At 62.2% G+C, this 16848-nt stretch carries 15 protein-coding genes and 1 tRNA gene; 5 read left to right on the top strand and 11 right to left on the bottom strand.

Annotated elements, in window-relative coordinates:
- Positions 1 to 85: 85 nt before the first annotated feature.
- The 5 genes from cysE to N1058_RS16915 form a co-directional block, all read right to left on the bottom strand.
- On the bottom strand, positions 86 to 904 hold the full coding sequence (cysE, locus tag N1058_RS16935) for a serine O-acetyltransferase (RefSeq protein ID WP_265518784.1): 819 nt from the start codon (positions 902 to 904) through the stop codon (positions 86 to 88).
- Between the two features lie 148 nt (positions 905 to 1052).
- Positions 1053 to 1922, bottom strand: coding sequence for an alpha/beta fold hydrolase (locus N1058_RS16930; protein ID WP_265518783.1), 870 nt, complete (start codon positions 1920 to 1922; stop codon positions 1053 to 1055).
- Positions 1919 to 2674, bottom strand: coding sequence for an alpha/beta fold hydrolase (locus tag N1058_RS16925; protein ID WP_265518782.1), 756 nt, complete (start codon positions 2672 to 2674; stop codon positions 1919 to 1921). The genes N1058_RS16930 and N1058_RS16925 overlap by 4 nt, the downstream gene beginning before the upstream one ends.
- Before the next feature lie 11 nt (positions 2675 to 2685).
- Positions 2686 to 3156: a DUF192 domain-containing protein gene (locus tag N1058_RS16920; protein ID WP_265518781.1), complete on the bottom strand. Its 471-nt coding sequence runs from the start codon at positions 3154 to 3156 to the stop codon at positions 2686 to 2688.
- A 60-nt stretch (positions 3157 to 3216) separates the two neighbouring features.
- Positions 3217 to 3813, bottom strand: a complete 597-nt coding sequence (locus N1058_RS16915) for a cold-shock protein (RefSeq protein ID WP_265518780.1) — start codon at positions 3811 to 3813, stop codon at positions 3217 to 3219.
- 225 nt (positions 3814 to 4038) lie between these two features.
- Here N1058_RS16915 and N1058_RS16910 point away from each other — a divergent pair, with 225 nt between their 5' ends.
- Both N1058_RS16910 and N1058_RS16905 read left to right on the top strand, forming a co-directional pair.
- Positions 4039 to 4479 (top strand): VOC family protein, encoded by a 441-nt coding sequence (locus N1058_RS16910; RefSeq protein WP_265518779.1) that lies wholly within the window; start codon positions 4039 to 4041, stop codon positions 4477 to 4479.
- A gap of 113 nt (positions 4480 to 4592) precedes the next feature.
- Positions 4593 to 6122: an acyl-CoA carboxylase subunit beta gene (locus N1058_RS16905; RefSeq protein ID WP_265518778.1), complete on the top strand. Its 1530-nt coding sequence runs from the start codon at positions 4593 to 4595 to the stop codon at positions 6120 to 6122.
- A 41-nt stretch (positions 6123 to 6163) separates the two neighbouring features.
- Here N1058_RS16905 and N1058_RS16900 read toward each other — a convergent pair whose 3' ends face one another.
- On the bottom strand, positions 6164 to 6433 hold the full coding sequence (locus N1058_RS16900) for a hypothetical protein (protein ID WP_338040697.1): 270 nt from the start codon (positions 6431 to 6433) through the stop codon (positions 6164 to 6166).
- Positions 6434 to 6724: 291 nt separating this feature from the next.
- Here N1058_RS16900 and pncB point away from each other — a divergent pair, with 291 nt between their 5' ends.
- The gene (gene pncB, locus N1058_RS16895) at positions 6725 to 8029 is read left to right on the top strand and encodes a nicotinate phosphoribosyltransferase (RefSeq protein ID WP_265518776.1); all 1305 of its coding nucleotides are present in this window, start codon (positions 6725 to 6727) and stop codon (positions 8027 to 8029) included.
- Positions 8030 to 8179: 150 nt separating this feature from the next.
- Here pncB and N1058_RS16890 read toward each other — a convergent pair whose 3' ends face one another.
- Positions 8180 to 8812 carry a LysE family translocator gene (locus tag N1058_RS16890; protein ID WP_265518775.1) on the bottom strand — a complete coding sequence of 211 codons (633 nt, stop codon included), beginning with the start codon at positions 8810 to 8812 and terminating at the stop codon, positions 8180 to 8182.
- A 166-nt stretch (positions 8813 to 8978) separates the two neighbouring features.
- Positions 8979 to 11561 (bottom strand): cell cycle histidine kinase CckA, encoded by a 2583-nt coding sequence (cckA, locus tag N1058_RS16885; protein WP_265518774.1) that lies wholly within the window; start codon positions 11559 to 11561, stop codon positions 8979 to 8981.
- A 225-nt stretch (positions 11562 to 11786) separates the two neighbouring features.
- On the opposite strand from cckA, the gene N1058_RS16880 reads away from it, so the two are divergent.
- A complete protein-coding gene (locus N1058_RS16880) occupies positions 11787 to 12620 on the top strand; it encodes a flagellar biosynthetic protein FliO (protein WP_265518773.1) in 834 nt (277 codons plus the stop codon).
- Between the two features lie 30 nt (positions 12621 to 12650).
- Here the strand turns inward: N1058_RS16880 and glmU are convergent, their stop codons facing one another.
- Positions 12651 to 14021 (bottom strand): bifunctional UDP-N-acetylglucosamine diphosphorylase/glucosamine-1-phosphate N-acetyltransferase GlmU, encoded by a 1371-nt coding sequence (gene glmU, locus N1058_RS16875; protein WP_265518772.1) that lies wholly within the window; start codon positions 14019 to 14021, stop codon positions 12651 to 12653.
- 181 nt (positions 14022 to 14202) lie between these two features.
- Complete coding sequence (locus tag N1058_RS16870) at positions 14203 to 14940, bottom strand: cytochrome c biogenesis CcdA family protein (protein ID WP_265518771.1); 738 nt, start codon at positions 14938 to 14940, stop codon at positions 14203 to 14205.
- Between the two features lie 222 nt (positions 14941 to 15162).
- Here N1058_RS16870 and N1058_RS16865 point away from each other — a divergent pair.
- A tRNA-Lys gene (locus N1058_RS16865) sits at positions 15163 to 15238 on the top strand.
- Positions 15239 to 15241: 3 nt separating this feature from the next.
- Here the strand turns inward: N1058_RS16865 and N1058_RS16860 are convergent.
- Positions 15242 to 16726 carry an NAD(P)H-hydrate dehydratase gene (locus N1058_RS16860; protein ID WP_265518770.1) on the bottom strand — a complete coding sequence of 495 codons (1485 nt, stop codon included), beginning with the start codon at positions 16724 to 16726 and terminating at the stop codon, positions 15242 to 15244.
- Between the last annotated feature and the right edge of the window lie 122 nt (positions 16727 to 16848).

The following is a 16848-nucleotide window of genomic DNA, read 5'->3' as shown; positions in this document are numbered from 1 at the left end:
AGATGCGCTTCTGGCACGGCCATGGCGCACCTGTAAACCCTCTAGCAGCCTGGATGCCTCCATTGGCGCAGGCCGCGAAGCCGACCTATTCCCCCTGGAGCAGTTGGTCCATGGCCCGCGACGGCTCCGAGCATCCCGCCTCCCCGACGATGCGGGCGGGAACGCCGGCCACCGTCTTGTTGGGCGGCACGGAGGTCAGGAGCACCGACCCGGCGGCCACCTTGGTGCAGTGGCCGACCTCTATGTTGCCGAGAATCTTGGCCCCGGCGCCGATCAGCACACCGTGGCGTATCTTGGGATGCCGGTCGCCCGTCTCCTTGCCGGTGCCGCCGAGCGTGACGCCGTGCAGCATCGACACATTGTCTTCGACTACCGCGGTCTGCCCAACCACAAGACCGGTCGCATGATCGATGAAGATACCCTTGCCCATACGCGCGGCCGGGTTGATATCCGTCTGGAAAACGGCCGACGAACGGCTTTGCAGGTAAAGCGCGAAATCCTTGCGGTCCCGCTTCCAGAGCCAATGGGCCAGACGATGCGTCTGGATGGCGTGAAACCCCTTGAAATAGAGGATCGGCATCAGATAGCGATCGCAGGCCGGGTCGCGGTCGAAATAGGCCTGGATGTCCACCCGAACACTGGTGCTCCAGTCCGGCTCCTCGCCCCACATCGTCTCGAAGGTTTGGCGTATCAGCTCGGCACCGATATCAGGATGGTCAAGCCGCTCGGAAACCCGGTGGATGACGGCGTCCTCCAGTGTTCCGTGATTGAGGATAGACGAGTACAGGAACGCGCCAAGCAGCGGGTCGCTGGTGACGGCTTCCTTGGCTTCGCGCCGAACCTCGGACCAGATCGGATCCACCGGCTGCGGTGCGCTCCTGCTCGTTGCATGTCTGGCCGGCATGATGTTCTCCTGGATCCGTACGCTTTCGGCATTTTCAAGAATACGCGACTACGCGGAAAGAATGAACAGCAATTTGCTGAACAATCTTCAAACGGATTTGATCCATGCGCGAAATGCCGTCCGCCCTCTGTTCAAGACGACGGAAAGATCAGGCCGCCTCCCGATCGGTCAGGAAATCCAACACAGCGCGGGAAAAAACGTCGTTCCGGTCTCCGGCCACCATGTGCCCTGCCCCGCGGACGTCCACATAGCTGGCCGACGGCGTCCGCTCGACGAACTCGCGGGCATAGTCCTCATGGACGAGTTCGGATTGGACGCCGCGCACCAGAAGCACGGGAAGGCGCAGGTCCGGCAGCGCGTCGATCAGGTCGCGCATCAGCGCATCCGCGCCCTCGTTGACGTTGCGCGGCCCCTTGATGAAGGCCGGATCCCAGTGCCAGCGGTAGCGTCCATCGCCTCCGAGCCGCAGGTTCTTGCGCAGCCCGTCCAGAGAACGCGGCTTTCGCCGGTGTGGAAGATAGCCGGCGATGGCCTCGGCGGCTTCCTCCAGCGTTGCGAATCCCTCTTCCATGCGCGCACCCATGAATCCCTGGATGCGGGCAACGCCTTCCGGATCCATGCGCGGCGTGATGTCGACAAGCACGAGCGATTCCAGAAGACCGGGATCCCGCGTCTGGGCAGCGAGCGAAGCAAGCCCGCCAAGCGATGCGCCGACCGCTGAGGGGCGCGCCTGAAATCTCTCGTGCACCTGCCGCGCGATGGCGGCCATGTCTTCGGCGAAATGAGCGAAGGTGTAGTTGCCGCTCTTCACCCACGCGCTCTCGCCGTGCCCGCGCTGATCCACCGCGATCGCCCGCATGCCGTGCTCGGCCACCCGCCTGGCCGTGGCGTCCCAGGCACGGCGTGTCTGGCCGCCGCCGTGGAGAAAGATGACCGGATGGCCACGACCGTCCCAAAGGGTAGCCTCGAGGCGATTGCCTTCGGCACCTTCAAGGGCAAAGGTCTGCGGCCCGGTCACAACGGGTTCTCCTGCAGGAAGGCCAGCACTCGTTCCTTGAAGCGCCGGTCTCCGACGGATAGCATATGATCGCGGCCTGAAATGGCAAAAGCCTCTCCGCGCGGCAGCATGTCCGCCAGCACCTCCGGATCGCCGGCAATGTCGTCCGCCGTCCCGACCGCCACCAGCACCGGCCGGTCGATCTCCGCGATCTGCGTCGGGCTCAAAAGCTCGCGCGAGGTCGAGATGCATGCCGCCAGTGCCTTGCGGTCGCTCTTGGTCTGATCCGCGAAAGCGCGGAACATGCGGGGGCGCTCGCCCTCGATCGCCGCAGGATCTTCGGCCAAAAGCGCGTCCGCAATCGCATCCCAGGCGCCCACGCCTTCGACCATGCCTGCCCCTAGCCCGCCGAAGACCAGACCGCCGACGCGTTCCGGTTTCGCGCGTGCCAGGAAGGCCGCGATGCGCGCGCCCATGGAATAGCCCATGACATGCGCGCGGCCGATTTCCAGATGATCGAGCAAGGCGGCTGCATCCGACGCCATCTTTGCCGGCACATAGTCGGCGGGCTCGTGGGATTTCGTCGAACGGCCATGGCCGCGATTGTCGAGCGCGACGACGCGGTAGCCGGCATCGCGCAGCGTCTTCACCCAGCCTGGAGAGACCCAGTTGACGAAATGCGTCGATGCGAAACCATGGATGAGAAGAATGGGATCGCCCTCCCCCTCGTCGATAAAGGCCAGTTCGAACCCGTCAGGGTTGAAAAACCACATGCACCCGCCGCTCACTTGCCGCCGGCAACCGCGTCCACGAGGGGATGATACAGGCGGTCGCCGATCTTGATGCCCGCTTTTTGCGCGGTTCCCGCCTTCAGTTCAAGCACAAACTGGGCGCGCACCGGCGGCGCTATATTGGCGATCGAGAACGGCACGCCCTGCTCTATGGCTCTGATCCGGCCATCCTCGCCGACAAAGAGCAGGTCGAGCGGCATCGGCGTGTTCTGCATCCAGAAGCCACGCCGCTGGCTGCCGTCGAAGACGAAAAGCATGCCGCGATCGTCCTCCATCTCTTCCCGGAACATGAGGCCCCGCGCGCGCTCGTCCGCATCGTCGGCCACTTCGATGTCGAACAGAACCTCGCCTCCGTCCGTCTCTATTCTCAGGGGATCGCTCGACGGGGCCAGCAACATCGGCTCGGCGCCGAGAACCGGCAGGACGAGAAACAGAAACAGGATGAAGGCGGCGGGAATGCGCATGGGATCTGTGCCCTGATGGTCGACGATGACGAATGCCGCGAACGCCTCGACGGCGATGCATCAATGCGAGACGGGCGGTGTCCCCATATCCGGGTGAATTTCGGCCGCCATAAGGCCTTTTTCGCCTCGCCCGAAACGCACCAGCACCACTTGGCCGGGACGAAGCTCCGTCACGCCGAACCTCCTCAACGTCTCCATATGGACGAAGATGTCCTCCGTGCCCTCACCCCGTGTGAGAAAGCCGAAACCCTTGGTCCGGTTGAACCATTTGACCAGCGCCCTTTCGAGGCCGCTTTCCGGCGTCACGGCGACGTGGGTACGCTGGCTCTGGTCTTCGGCCGGATGTACGGCCGTGGAGGTGTCCATCGAGACGACCTTGAACGCCTGCAGCCCTTTTTCGCCCTGGCGGGCAAGACATACCACCCGCGCGCCCGACAAGGCAGTCTGGAAGCCGTCCCGCCTGAGACAGGAAACATGCAGGAGCACATCGCCGGCGCCGGGGCTGTCGGGCAAGACGAAGCCGAATCCCTTGGCTACGTCGAACCATTTGATCGAGCCGGAGATTTCCGTCACTTCCGGCGTTTCATTGTCGTTGCCCGCCCCCCGGGCCTTTTCGCTTCCTGCAAGCCCTCGTGTCGTTGAGGAGTTGTCCTCCATACGATTGCCTTCCCTCAAGCCCGTTGGACTGATTCTATAGTGGCAGGATAGCATTGCTTTCTTGTGGCTTAGCAAGACCTTCGCGGGCATTTTCAACAGCGCACGGAAATACTTCCGGCGCCGCGCATAAAGGCTGGTTTATCCCAAAGTCACGATTTGCCATTGGCGCGAAGCGGATACCGGCTTTATGTTCGCGCGAGCCCACGAAGAAACAGGAAGACGATCATGCGTTATCTGCACACGATGGTGCGCGTCAAAGACGTCGACGATTCACTGGATTTCTACTGCAACAAGCTCGGCCTGGTGGAAAAGCGGCGCATCGAGAATGAAAAGGGAAGGTTCACGCTGATCTTCCTCGCCGCGCCAGAGGACGAAAAGGCAGCAGAGGCCACCCGCGCTCCGCTTGTGGAACTGACCTACAATTGGGACCCGGAAGAATATCAGGGCGGACGCAATTTCGGCCATCTCGCCTATGAGGTGGACGACATTTACGCGACCTGCCAACGCCTGATGGACGGCGGCGTGACCATCAACCGCCCGCCCCGGGACGGCCACATGGCTTTCGTTCGCTCGCCGGACGGTATCTCCATCGAGCTCCTCCAGCGCGGCGAGCCGAAACCGAAAACGGAACCGTGGGCGTCGATGGAAAACACCGGCGTGTGGTAGGGCAGCAGGGCGGTGAGAAATGGTGCCGGCTTGGCACCGCCGTGCAACTGGCTTTTACCACCTCACTGGCCTATTCCCTTGCTGCGCTACTACCTTAATCCCTGGGGAGGAACATGAAAGAAGTCCTGAAGGAACTGGAGCGCCGCCGGGAAGCGGCGCGCGCCGGCGGCGGCCGAAAGAGGATCGACCACCAGCACGCTAAGGGAAAGCTGACGGCACGCGAGCGGATCGAGGTCTTCCTCGATGAAGGCTCCTTCGAGGAGTTCGACATGTTCGTCGAACACCGGTCCATCGATTTTGGCATGGACGACACCAAAATCTACGGCGACGGCGTCGTCACCGGCTGGGGTACCGTCAACGGCCGCACCGTCTTCGTATTCGCCAAGGACTTCACCGTGTTCGGCGGCTCCCTGTCGGAGGCCCATGCCGAAAAGGTGATGAAGGTCCAGGAGATGGCGCTGAAGAACCGCGCCCCGATCATCGGCTTCTACGACGCCGGCGGCGCGCGTATTCAGGAAGGTGTCGCAGCGCTTGGCGGCTATGCCGAAATCTTCCAGCGCAACGTGCTGGCCTCGGGCGTCATTCCGCAGATCTCGGTGATTATGGGCCCATGCGCGGGCGGTGACGTCTATTCGCCGGCGATGACCGACTTTATTTTTATGGTTCGCGACACATCCTACATGTTCGTGACTGGTCCAGACGTGGTCAAGACGGTGACGAACGAGACTGTCACCGCCGAACAGCTCGGCGGCGCATCGGTTCACACCGTCAAATCCTCCATTGCCGACAGCGCCTATGACAACGACATCGAGGCGCTTCTGCAGATGCGCCGGCTCATCGACTTCCTTCCCTCGTCCAACACGTCGGAACTGCCGGAGATTGATTTCCACGGCGAGCCCCAGGACGATCCCGCGCTCGACCGCCTGATACCGGCCAACGCTAACAAGCCGTACGACATCAAGGGGCTGATCCTGAAGACGGTCGATGAGCGCGACTTTTTCGAGATCCAGGAAGCCTTTGCCCGCAACATCGTCACCGGCTTCGGCCGCGTCGAGGGGCGGACGGTCGGTATCGTCGCCAATCAGCCCATGGTGCTGGCCGGCGTTCTGGATTCGGACGCTTCCCGGAAAGCGGCCCGCTTCGTGCGATTTTGCGACTGCTTCTCGATACCCGTCGTCACATTCGTCGACGTTCCGGGCTTCCTGCCGGGCACGGCACAGGAGTATGGAGGTCTGATCAAGCACGGCGCGAAGCTTCTCTTCGCCTATGCCGAGGCAACAGTGCCGAAGATAACGATCATCACCCGCAAAGCGTTCGGCGGCGCCTATGACGTGATGGCGTCAAAGCACCTGCGGGGCGACATCAACTACGCCTGGCCGACCGCCCAGATCGCCGTGATGGGCGCCAAGGGCGCCGTGGAAATCATTTTCCGCAAGGACATCGACGATCCCGAAAAGATCGCGGCTCATACGAAGATGTATGAAGACCGGTTCCTATCGCCCTTCGTCGCGGCCGAGCGAGGCTATGTGGACGAGGTCATCATGCCACATTCGACACGCCGCCGCGTCGCGCGCGCGCTGCGCATGCTGCGTAACAAGGACCTATCCAACCCCTGGAAAAAGCACGACAATATCCCCTTGTGACGGCGCTTGGCCGCACCTTCAGCATTCCAGGCACACTGCGCTTAGAAAAGGCGCGGCGGCACGAACAGGCAGATGGTTCTCGACGTTTCCATTCCGGCGACCGTGCACAGATGGAAAACGCCGTCAGGCGACTGGCGCACGCGCCGGTCGGAATATGCAACCACCTCGCCCGTGGTCTTGAGTACATAGCCCTCCGGCCGCTCCAGAACCGCCGATTGCGGTATTTCCCGGCAATCCCTGTTCGAGCAGCAGGCATAAGGATATGCCCAGCCCGAAGTTGCCTCATGGGCCTGCACATCAGCCGTAAGCACTGCAGGCAAAATCGCGGCGACAAACACCGCTGAAGTTGATCCCGGAAGGATGTAAGAGCGAAAGGCGTTCATGGCCCAGCCTCGAGGTTGTCCTCCCAACCCGACATCATCAACCCGATAAAGTTAACAAATCCTTAATACCCCTAGGTAGCGCCCGACGACCATTTGCCAACCGCTGGCGATCATTGACATTTGCCTGTTGCCAGTGTCGTTTGGCCTCGATTGGGTGGATGGCGGCGCATCGTCCGACAGGAGCGCGTCTGCCGACAAAGCGCAGGACGGCACGAACTCATGGCAAAGACCGACATCGCACGCCGGGTCTACAATCACACCTGGAAGCTTGATCCAATCTGTCGCAGCCTGCTCGACACGGATTTCTACAAGCTCCTGATGCTGCAGATGATCTGGGGGCTTTACCCGCATGTGGACGCGACCTTCTCGCTCATCAACCGCAACAAGAAGGTACTGCTCGCCGAGGAGATCGATGAGCAGGAACTGCGCGAACAACTCGACCACGCACGCCAGATCCGCTTCAGCAAAAAAGAAATGATCTGGCTGGCCGGCAATACATTTTACGGCCGAAAGCAGATATTCCAGCCTGAATTCCTGGCATGGCTGGCCGATTTCCACCTGCCTGAATACGACTTGCGCCGCAAAAACGGGCAGTATGAGTTGGAATTCCATGGCCGTTGGATGGAAACCACCATGTGGGAAATCCCTGCGCTGGCCATCATCAACGAATTGCGCTCGCGTGCTGCCATGCGCAGCCTCGGGCCGTTCGAACTCGACGTGCTGTACGCCCGCGCCAAGGCCAAGGTGTGGTCGAAGGTCGAGCGGCTGAGGAAAGTGCCGGACATCCGTATATCGGATTTCGGCACGCGGCGCCGCCATTCCTTCCTCTGGCAGCGCTGGTGTGTGGAGGCGTTGAAAGAGGGCATCGGAGAATCCTTCACGGGCACCTCCAACGTGCTGATGGCCATGGATACCGACCTGGAAGCGCTGGGCACCAATGCCCACGAACTGCCGATGGTCCTCGCCGCCCTTGCGGAAAGCGACGAAGAGCTCAAGGCCGCGCCCCACGATGTGCTGCAGGACTGGCAGAGCTATTATGGCGGGAATCTGCTGATCGTCCTGCCCGATTCTTTCGGAACCGAATCCTTCCTGCGCTCGGCGCCGGGCTGGATCGCCGACTGGACCGGTTTCCGCCCTGACAGCGCACCCCCCATCGAAGGCGGAGAGAGGATCATCTCCTGGTGGCAGGAGCACGGCAAGGACCCGCGGGATAAGCTCCTGATCTTCTCCGACGGGCTCGAGGTCGACACTATCGAGAAGACCTATCGCCACTTCGAAGGGCGCGTGCGCATGGCCTTCGGTTGGGGCACCAATTTAACGAATGATTTCGAGGATTGCGCACCCGACGAGATCGGCAGTCTCAAGGCAATCTCGGTCGTCTGCAAGGTGAGTGAGGCCAATGGGCGACCCGCGGTCAAGCTTTCGGACAATCCCGAAAAGGCGACGGGAGACCCGAAGGAGATCGAACGCTATCTGCGGGTGTTCGGCAGCGCCAACAGGGTTCGCCAGAAGGTGAACGTTTAGGGGCTGTGGCCGTTCCGGCGCACGGTACGCTCATTTTGGGCATCGTGCTTTCCGAAAGTCGGGCAGCGGTCGCCTTATTGGACGAAAGCGCCGTTCGCCACATCGGTGAAGTACTGCCCGTCGGCGAACCTTTTGTCTTTCGGGCCTGGTTCAGCGTTCCGAGAGAAGCAGATTTGCGCCCAGCGCTATCAGAACCGATCCAGCAACTCGTCTTATCCAACGACCGACATATCGCGATTTCTTCAGAAAAGATGAGACTTTATCGGCGAAGATCACACACGAGATTTCCGCGAGGGTAAAAATTATATTCGCAATAACGCCCAGGAGGATAATCTGCAGCCAAATTGGGTAGGGCGCATTCTGATCCGAAAACTGTGGCAGAAAAGCAATGAAGAACACGGCGGACTTGGGGTTGGTCAGTTCAACGATCAAGCTCTCCTTGAGAGCGCGGATATGCGAGTGTGGTTGCGACTTCAGGTTTTGCCCCGTGTCCTGTTCCTCGGTCATCAGAAACTTGATGCCAAGCCAAAAAAGATACGTTGCACCAACGATTTTCAAAGCAAGATAGGCGGCGGGTACCGCTACCAGGAACAAGCTCAGCCCGAACGCTGCGGCGACAATATGAACATAGCTGGCGAAGTGCGTTCCAATGGCTGAAAACCAGCCGGCTTTCTGGCCGCGTCCTACCGATTGAGCGGCGATATAAAGCAACCCCGGCCCCGGCGTAATAGAAAGGAGCAGGGCGGCCAGCACAAACGGCAGCAAGTATTCCAACCCCGGCATAATGCATCTCCACCTGATCGAACGCGATATCGGCGCTGATCTGGCATTGTCGAAGAACCGAATGATGGGTCAATCAAAGCGATTTCCGCCCTGCACGCAAGCGGAAAAAGACGGAGTGGCAAGAGGCGGTTCTTCCGAAAATCGATCCCAGTTTTCGGATCGAGTATCAGCCGTCCGATTCAAGCATCTCTTTAACCACGGTCGCCAGCTGCTTGAGTGAAAATGGCTTTGGTAGGAAGCCGAATTGCGCGTCCGAGGGCAGATTCTTGGCGAAGGCATCCTCGGCGTAGCCTGAGACGAAGATGAATTTTATGTCGGGCTGCACCTTGCGCAGTTCGCCCAGCAGGGTTGGACCATCCATTTCCGGCATGACAACGTCGGAGACGACGATGTCCACCTTCCCTTCAAGCTTTTCGAAGATCTCCATCGCCTCGGTGCCCGAACTCGCCTCGTGCACCTCATAACCGCGCGAGGCGAGCGCGCGCACGCTGCCCATACGCACCGCATCCTCGTCTTCGACCAGCAGAACGCGTGCCGTACCGGAAAGGTCGCGGTGCTTTTCCTTCTGCTTGGCCGCAGCGCTGGTTGCCGCCTCGGCAGACGCCTCGATCTCTTTTGCGGCAGGGATGTGGCGCGGCAGGAAGATGCGGAACGTTGTCCCCTCGCCCTCCTGCGAATCGCAATAGATGAAGCCGCCGGTCTGCTTGACGATGCCATAGACCATGGAAAGGCCGAGACCCGTGCCCTTGCCCACTTCCTTGGTGGTGAAGAAGGGCTCGAAAATCTTCTTGAGCACCTCGGGCGCGATGCCCGTACCGGTGTCCGAAACCTCGATCGCGACGTAGTCGGCCGCGGCCAGTTCGCGATAGCCGAAGGAGGCGCACTCATCAGTCTGGATGTTGCGCGTGCGCACGGTCAGCTTGCCGCCTTCGGGCATTGCGTCGCGGGCATTGACGGCCAGATTGACAATCACCTGCTCGAACTGCCCGATATCGGCTTTGACCGGCCAAAGATCGCGGCCATGCTCGACCGACAGCTTGATGTCGTTGCCGACCAGACGCGACAGCAGCATGCGCAAATCCGCCAGCACGTCGATCAGGTTGAGCACCTCCGGCCGGAGCGTCTGCCTCCTTGAGAAAGCCAGCAGCTGCCGCACCAGCGAAGCCGCCCGGTTTGCGTTCTGCTTTATATTCATGATGTCGGGAAAGGAGGGATCCGACGGACGATGATTGGTCAACAGGAGGTCCGACGCCATGATGATGGCGGTCAGGACATTGTTGAAATCATGGGCGATGCCGCCGGCGAGCTGACCCACCGCCTGCATCTTCTGGCTCTGCGCCATCTGCGCTTCCAGTGCCTTCTGCTCGGTCGTCTCGACCGCATAGACGATGGCCGCCTCCTCCGCGCCTTCGCCGCCCGCCTGGTCGGCGACGGCGTTGACGTAGAATCGCATGTGCCGCTCTTCATTGTCGGGCAGCACGGTGTCTATCGGCGAGATGTCGGCCTGCCGCTGCTTGGCCTTTTCCAGAGCGATCGCAAAGAATTCGCGGTCGCGCTGGTGGATGACCGTGTCCAGCCGGATGCGGCGGTCGAGCGCGTCGCGGTCGACAGCGGTCGAGAACAGCGAGAGGAAAGGCGCGTTGGTGCGCAGGATGCGGCCTTCGGCATCAACGCTGGCAATGGCCATCGGCGTCGAGTTGAAGAACCGCGTGAAGCGGACCTCTGAGGCCCTGAGATCGGCTGAAGCGTCTTCGCCCAAAGTGCGGTTGAGGACGATCGTGCGGGTGGGCCCCGCCGCTCCGTCCCTGCTGGCGGTTACGCGGTGCATGAAGCGCACCGGCAGCGCCTCCCCCTGAGCCGTCGACAGGTCGAGATCAATGACGGCATTGCGCGCAGTGCCGTGTTCGGCCTTTACAGCATTGATCAGCGCCATGCCGTCGCCAGCCACGATATCGGCCAGCGAGAGCCCACCTGGGACGAAGCTTGCGAGTTCGATGCCCAGCCATTCGGCCAGCGTCGCATTGAGATATGTCAGGCGCCCTTCGGCATCCGTCGCAAAAAAGCCGGCAGGCGCGTGGTCGAGGTGGTCGATGGCCTTCTGCAGGTCGAGGAAGAAGCGCTCCTGCTCCGCGCGCTCATCGGAAATGTCGACGAGTTGCCATGCCGACAGCGGCTTGCGATGGCCCGGTACCTTGAAGACTCTCGCCAGAACCCGATACCAGCGCGCGCCCGGTTCCGCGCCGGCGCGAATGGGGCGCGACAGACGGAATTCGCCATCGGCTGGGCGCCCGTCGCGCAATGCGGCCACGAGGTGCTCGATGGTGGGCGCAGCCTCGGCATTGTCCGAAAGCAGAGATTCGACAGTCTTCACATCGACCGCCGACGTGGCTCCGGTCAGTTCGGCATAGGCCCGGTTCGCATAGAGAATGCGGCCTTTAACGTCGGTGACGAGGAGGCCTTCGGACATGGAATCCACATAGGCCTTCGAGAGTTCGTCGCCGGTGGACCGCGGTGCGATCTGGATGAAGCCGATGGCACTGGCGAAGAGATACCCAACGCCGATCATCGCCAGAATGCCAAGGACACCCAAGAGGAAGCTCTGGCCCAGACGATCCTGGAATATGGCGAAGACGAACGCCGATCCCGTAAGAACGACTATGAAGATGATCAGCCGCGTGATGACGCCCGGACGCGACTCCTGGTCTATGATGGGAGCCGTATCTATCTCGCCGCCCGTTTGCTTGGCCATTCGTTACCTGCCTGTCGCGCCGACTGCCAGCGGCTGTTCTCCGGTTCGGTCCACCGCATATATCAGGGCGGCGATTATGCGCAAGGTTTCCGCTGGCCATGGCGGATGACGCTGCGGCGGGAGGGCGCAATGGGAACTGGCAGGGGGATGAGCGCATTGCCTGCTTGCCGCACCCGGCGGCGGCGAATAGTTTGGCGGCACTGAAGAAGCATATGGAGCGGCGTCATGAGCGATTGGCTGGCAAACCTTGGGGGCGGGCAATATGTCTCCGCCCTGCTGTGGACCCTGGCGGCGCTTGTGCTGCTGGCGGTGGTGCTGACATTCGTCAAGCGCTCGCGCGGAGCCAGGTCCGGCACGTTCATCTCCGGCGGCCGCACCCGTGCGCCGCGCCTGGCCGTCGTAGATGCGACAGCGGTCGACAGTCAGCGCCGGCTGGTACTTGTAAGGCGGGACGATGTGGAACATCTGATCCTGATCGGCGGGCCAACGGATATCGTCATCGAACCGGCAATCGGCCGGCCGGCGCAAAGGCCGGTGGCTACACCTGCGCAGCCCCCTGCCCGTCCGACACGCCCCGCGGAACCCGTCCCGCAATCTGCAGCGCGCCCAACTGGGACCGTGCGAGCCCAAGCTGCAGAACCGCGAGCCGCCGAGCCAACAACCGCAGCGGCAGGGCATGCCACCAGTCACGCAGGCAACCGGGCGAACGCTGACACCGTTGCCGACATGCGGCCAGATGATTCGCCCCTCGACAACGCCCACCAGGCAGAACCCGCGCCCCGCGCGTCGTGGCAGCCGGAGCCCGAGGCCCGTCCCGAACGGCATCAGCCCGCCCGCGAAGAGCCCGAGCATCGCCCGCAGCCCGTGCCGGCACAGAACGCCCCTTTGTCGGTGGAGCGCGAGACGGCGTTGTTGGAGGAAATCGATCTTTCCATCGATGAAATGGATTATCGGCCGGTGCGTCAGGAGCCGCCACAGCAGCCGGGCGAGATGTCGATCGAAGACGAGATGAGCCGCCTGCTCGACGACCTGGCCGACGACCGCAAGAAAGATGGTTGACCTATTGCACCGGTCTTTGCGCGTGAAGGATCAGCCCTCGTCCTTGTTCTTTGCCCGTGCCATCCGCTCGCGCAGTTGCTTGCCTCGGCCTTCGCGTGTGACCTGCCGGGCCCGACCGAAGGCCAGCGCCTCGTCCGGCACGTCGTCCGTGACGACGCTGCCGGCGGCAACATAGGCGCCTGCGCCCACTTTGAGCGGAGCGACCAGTGACGAATTGGTGCCGATGAAAACGCCCGCGCCGATTTCGGTGAGGTGCTTGTTCACGCCGTCATAGTTGCAGGTGATCGTTCCGGCGCCGATATTCGACCCGCTGCCGACAATTGCATCGCCGATATAGGATAGGTGCGGCACCTTGGCGCCCGGCTCGATACGCGCCTTCTTGGTCTCGCAAAACGTCCCCACCTTGGCCTTTTCCATGACCATCGACCCTCCGCGCAGCCTGGCGAAGGGGCCTATTTTGGCGCCGGCGGCAATCTGCGCGTCCTCAATGTGACAGAAGCCATGGATGGTGGCGCCGACCGCAATCTTCACGCCGGGGCCGAACACGACGTTCGGCTCTACCAGGGTGTCGGCCCCTATCTCGGTATCGTGGGAAAAGAAAACGGTCTCCGGCGCGACAAGGGTGACGCCGGAAAGCATCGATTCGCGCCGCTTGCGCTCTTGCCAGATGGCCTCAGCCTCCGCCAGTTCAGCGCGGTTGTTGACGCCGAGCGCATTCTCGAACGACACTTCGACGGCTTTCACCGACAGGCTCAGGCCATGCGCAATCGCGACTACGTCGGTCAGATAATATTCGCCCTTGGCGTTGTCGTTGCCGATCCGGTCGAGCAGGTCGAGCGCGTGTTTTCCAGCAATCGCCATGGTGCCGCCATTGCAGAAGGTGATGAGGCGCTCTTCGTCAGAGCAATCCTTCTCCTCTCGAATGGCCGTCAGAGTGCCTCCACGCCCGATCAGCCGCCCATAGCCCGTGGGGCGTTCCGTGCGGAACCCCATCACGACAACATCAGCGCCGCCGGCAAGCGCATGGCGCATCGCGCCAAGTGCATCGGCCTGCAGAAGCGGTGCATCGCCGAACATGACCAGCACATCGTCGTATCCGCGCTCGATCGCTGAACGCGCGGCCAGGGTGGCGTGGCCGGTTCCCAGCCGCTCCGTCTGCACGAAGACCTCCGGCGATCGGCCGGAAGCGCCAGCCGGAAGTTCGACCGCCGCCCGTACCTGATCGGCGCCGTGCCCGATGACGACGGCCTCGCCGTTGGCGCCGGCCTGGCGCGCGGCAGCAAGCACATGGCCGATCATGGGCAGCCGCCCCACCTCATGCAAAACCTTGGGCAGCGCACTCTTCATGCGCGTTCCCTCGCCGGCGGCAAGAATGACGGCAAGGCAGCTTCTGTCGCTCATCGGATAGCCCGTTCTCGATTCCCTAGGGCGTCCTTTGTGCGTCCATTCGGACGCACAAAGGACGCTCCATTTGTTGTTCCTCGGCATCTATGCGGACGTCAGGAGATTCCATCCGGCTGCAAAATGCTATGTGGCCGATCTGTAGCACCCCGCGTCGGCGCGTCAAACCGCTCGAAGGAGCTCAGCCAAGACGTCCCAGCGCCGGAAACGTCTCCAGCATCCAATAGGCCATCGATTGCATACCGCCCGTCAGGAACAGGACGCCGGCCAGCACCAGCAGCCCGCCGATGACCTTCTCGACACGGCCAAGATGAACCCGGAACCGTTTTAGGAACGTCATGAATGCACCGGAAAAAAGCGCCGCAATCAGGAAAGGGATGCCAAGGCCGGCCGAATAGACGCCCAGCAGCATCGCCCCCTCACCCACCGTCTCGCGCCCGCCCGCCAGGGTGAGGATCGGCCCCAGAACCGGCCCGATGCAGGGCGTCCAGCCGAAGGCGAAGGCCAAGCCCATCAGATAGGCGGCCGCCCGACTCGCCGGCTTGCCGCCCGAGTGCAGGCGCGCCTCGCGCGACAGGAATGGGATGCGTAGGATGCCAAGGAAATTGAGCCCCATGACGATGATCAGCACGCCGGCTATCATGGCCAGCTCCTGCTGGTAGGTGCGTAGCAGCCCGCCAATTGTCGAGGCCCCGGCGCCCAGTGCCACAAAGACCGTCGAGAAACCCAGCACGAAAGCCAGCGCGGAGGCAAGCAGCGACAACCGGGTGCTTCGCGCGGCAGCCCCCTCCCGGAAATCGTCCACCGAGACGCCGGCCATATAGCAAAGGTATGGCGGCACCAGCGGCAGGACGCAAGGAGACAGGAAAGACAATCCTCCCGCGAGCAGGGCGCTTGTATATCCGATATCGAGTGTCATTCGTTTCCAGTCTGTCTTGCCCAAGAATCATATAACCGCGCAGGCCTACACGCTCCAATAACCATTGCGTGGTCAAACCGCCGCAGGCTCGTGCATCCCATGGATACCGGTAGTGAAAAGCGTCGATTGCTCCCCTAAAAGCCGTCATTTGCGGTTGACCCCGCAAAAGCCTCTCACTATGTTCCGCCGCACTTTCACGGGGCAATGCCACTACGCCCGTGCGAGCGCGTAGCTCAGCTGGTAGAGCAACTGACTTTTAATCAGTAGGTCCAGGGTTCGAGCCCCTGCGCGCTCACCATTCTCAGAAATTATCCCGCAGAATCTGCGGCAGGCGTTCGGGCAGGTCTTCGGCGATCAGGCCTGCTCCGCAGCAATTGCCAGTCTCACCGTGCAGGTAGACTGCGGCCGAGGCCGCTTCGAAGCCGGACATGCCTTGGGCGCAAAGTCCGGCGATCATGCCGGCCAGAACGTCGCCGCTGCCAGCGGTGGCGAGATGCGGGCCAGCGTTGGCGTTGATCGCTGCGCGGCCGTCGGGCGCGGCGATCACGGTGTCGGGACCCTTGAAGACGATTACGGCGTTCATCCGCGCCGCGGCCTCCCGCGCGCGGTCAAGCTTGGAAAGATCGTCATTCCCGCCAAGTTCCGGAAAGAGGCGGGAAAACTCGCCGACGTGGGGTGTCAGGAAGAGGTCGCCACGCCTTTTCGAGGCAGCGTCGGCCAGCCGCTGCGGATTTCCGGCGAAGGCCGTGATCGCATCGGCGTCGAGCACCAGCCCCGCACTTTGCTGGGCTTCCAGGACGAGCTCGGCGAAGCGGCGCGTCTGCTCACCAACGCCGAAGCCCGGCCCCAGCACATAAGCCTTCGGGTTCCTTTCCTCGTGGAACTGAAGAAGTTCCTGCTCGCCTTCAACCCGGCGCAGCATGATCGAGGTCAGGTGCATGGCATTGATAGCCAGCGCTGCGCCCGGCGACAACAACGTGACGGCCCCTGCCCCGATCCGCGCCGCCGCCCGCGCCGAAAGCCGCGCCGCGCCGGTCGCCATCGGCCCGCCGGAGAATACCCCGACATGTCCACGCCGGTATTTGTGCAAGTCCGGCTCCATCACAGGCCATTGCGCCCTCCAAAGCGCCGGATCGTTGACGAAGCATCGCGGCGCGATCTCGTCGAGTACGCCGGCATCTATGCCGATATCGGCAACCACTGTTTCACCGCATAGCGCCCGGCCGGGGTAAAGCAGATGGCCCGGCTTGCGCCGGAAAAATGTAACCGTCAGCACCGCAGGGGCGGCAATCCCAAGCACCTGGCCGGTGGCACCCGAAACGCCGGAAGGCATATCCACGGCGACCACGCGCACACCGGCATTCCTCAGCTTGCCCAGAGCCTGGGCCGCCGTTCCCTCGATCGGCTTGGAAAGTCCGGCGCCGAACAGTGCATCAATGGCGATACGGCCCGGCACCGGCCGATAGTCCTCAAGGGGTGAGTTTTCCGCACGGCACCGCGCCGCCATCGCTTCACAGTCGGATCCGGCGCGCGGCGCCGCCAACCGCCAGACCGCTACGTCGAGGCCCCGCTCGCCAAGGAGGTCGGCGACGACATAGCCGTCGCCGCCGTTGTTGCCAGGTCCGCACAGGATGTCGAAGCCGGGGGCTTCGGCGAACCGTGCGAGAACCTCGTCCACCACCGTGGCGCCCGCACGGCGCATCAAGCCCCCGCCGTCGTCCGGTCCATTTTCCATTGCCAAAGCATCGGCACGGCTCATCTCTTGCGGCGTAAGCAGTTCGATCATGGCATCCCCATTCTGCGAACGAGTTTCCACGACCCCGCCCGTCGCGGCAAATGCATTTCGCCCTCTGCTTATTCTTTTTGCATAGTGCACAATAATTGATCAGTTGTTAGGGTGCAGATTGC

Source organism: Nitratireductor luteus (assembly GCF_026162365.1).
In the GTDB taxonomy this organism is placed as follows: domain Bacteria; phylum Pseudomonadota; class Alphaproteobacteria; order Rhizobiales; family Rhizobiaceae; genus Chelativorans; species Chelativorans luteus.
The sequence above is the reverse complement of the archived record's forward strand: the minus strand, read 5'-3'. Positions and strand labels throughout refer to the sequence as shown.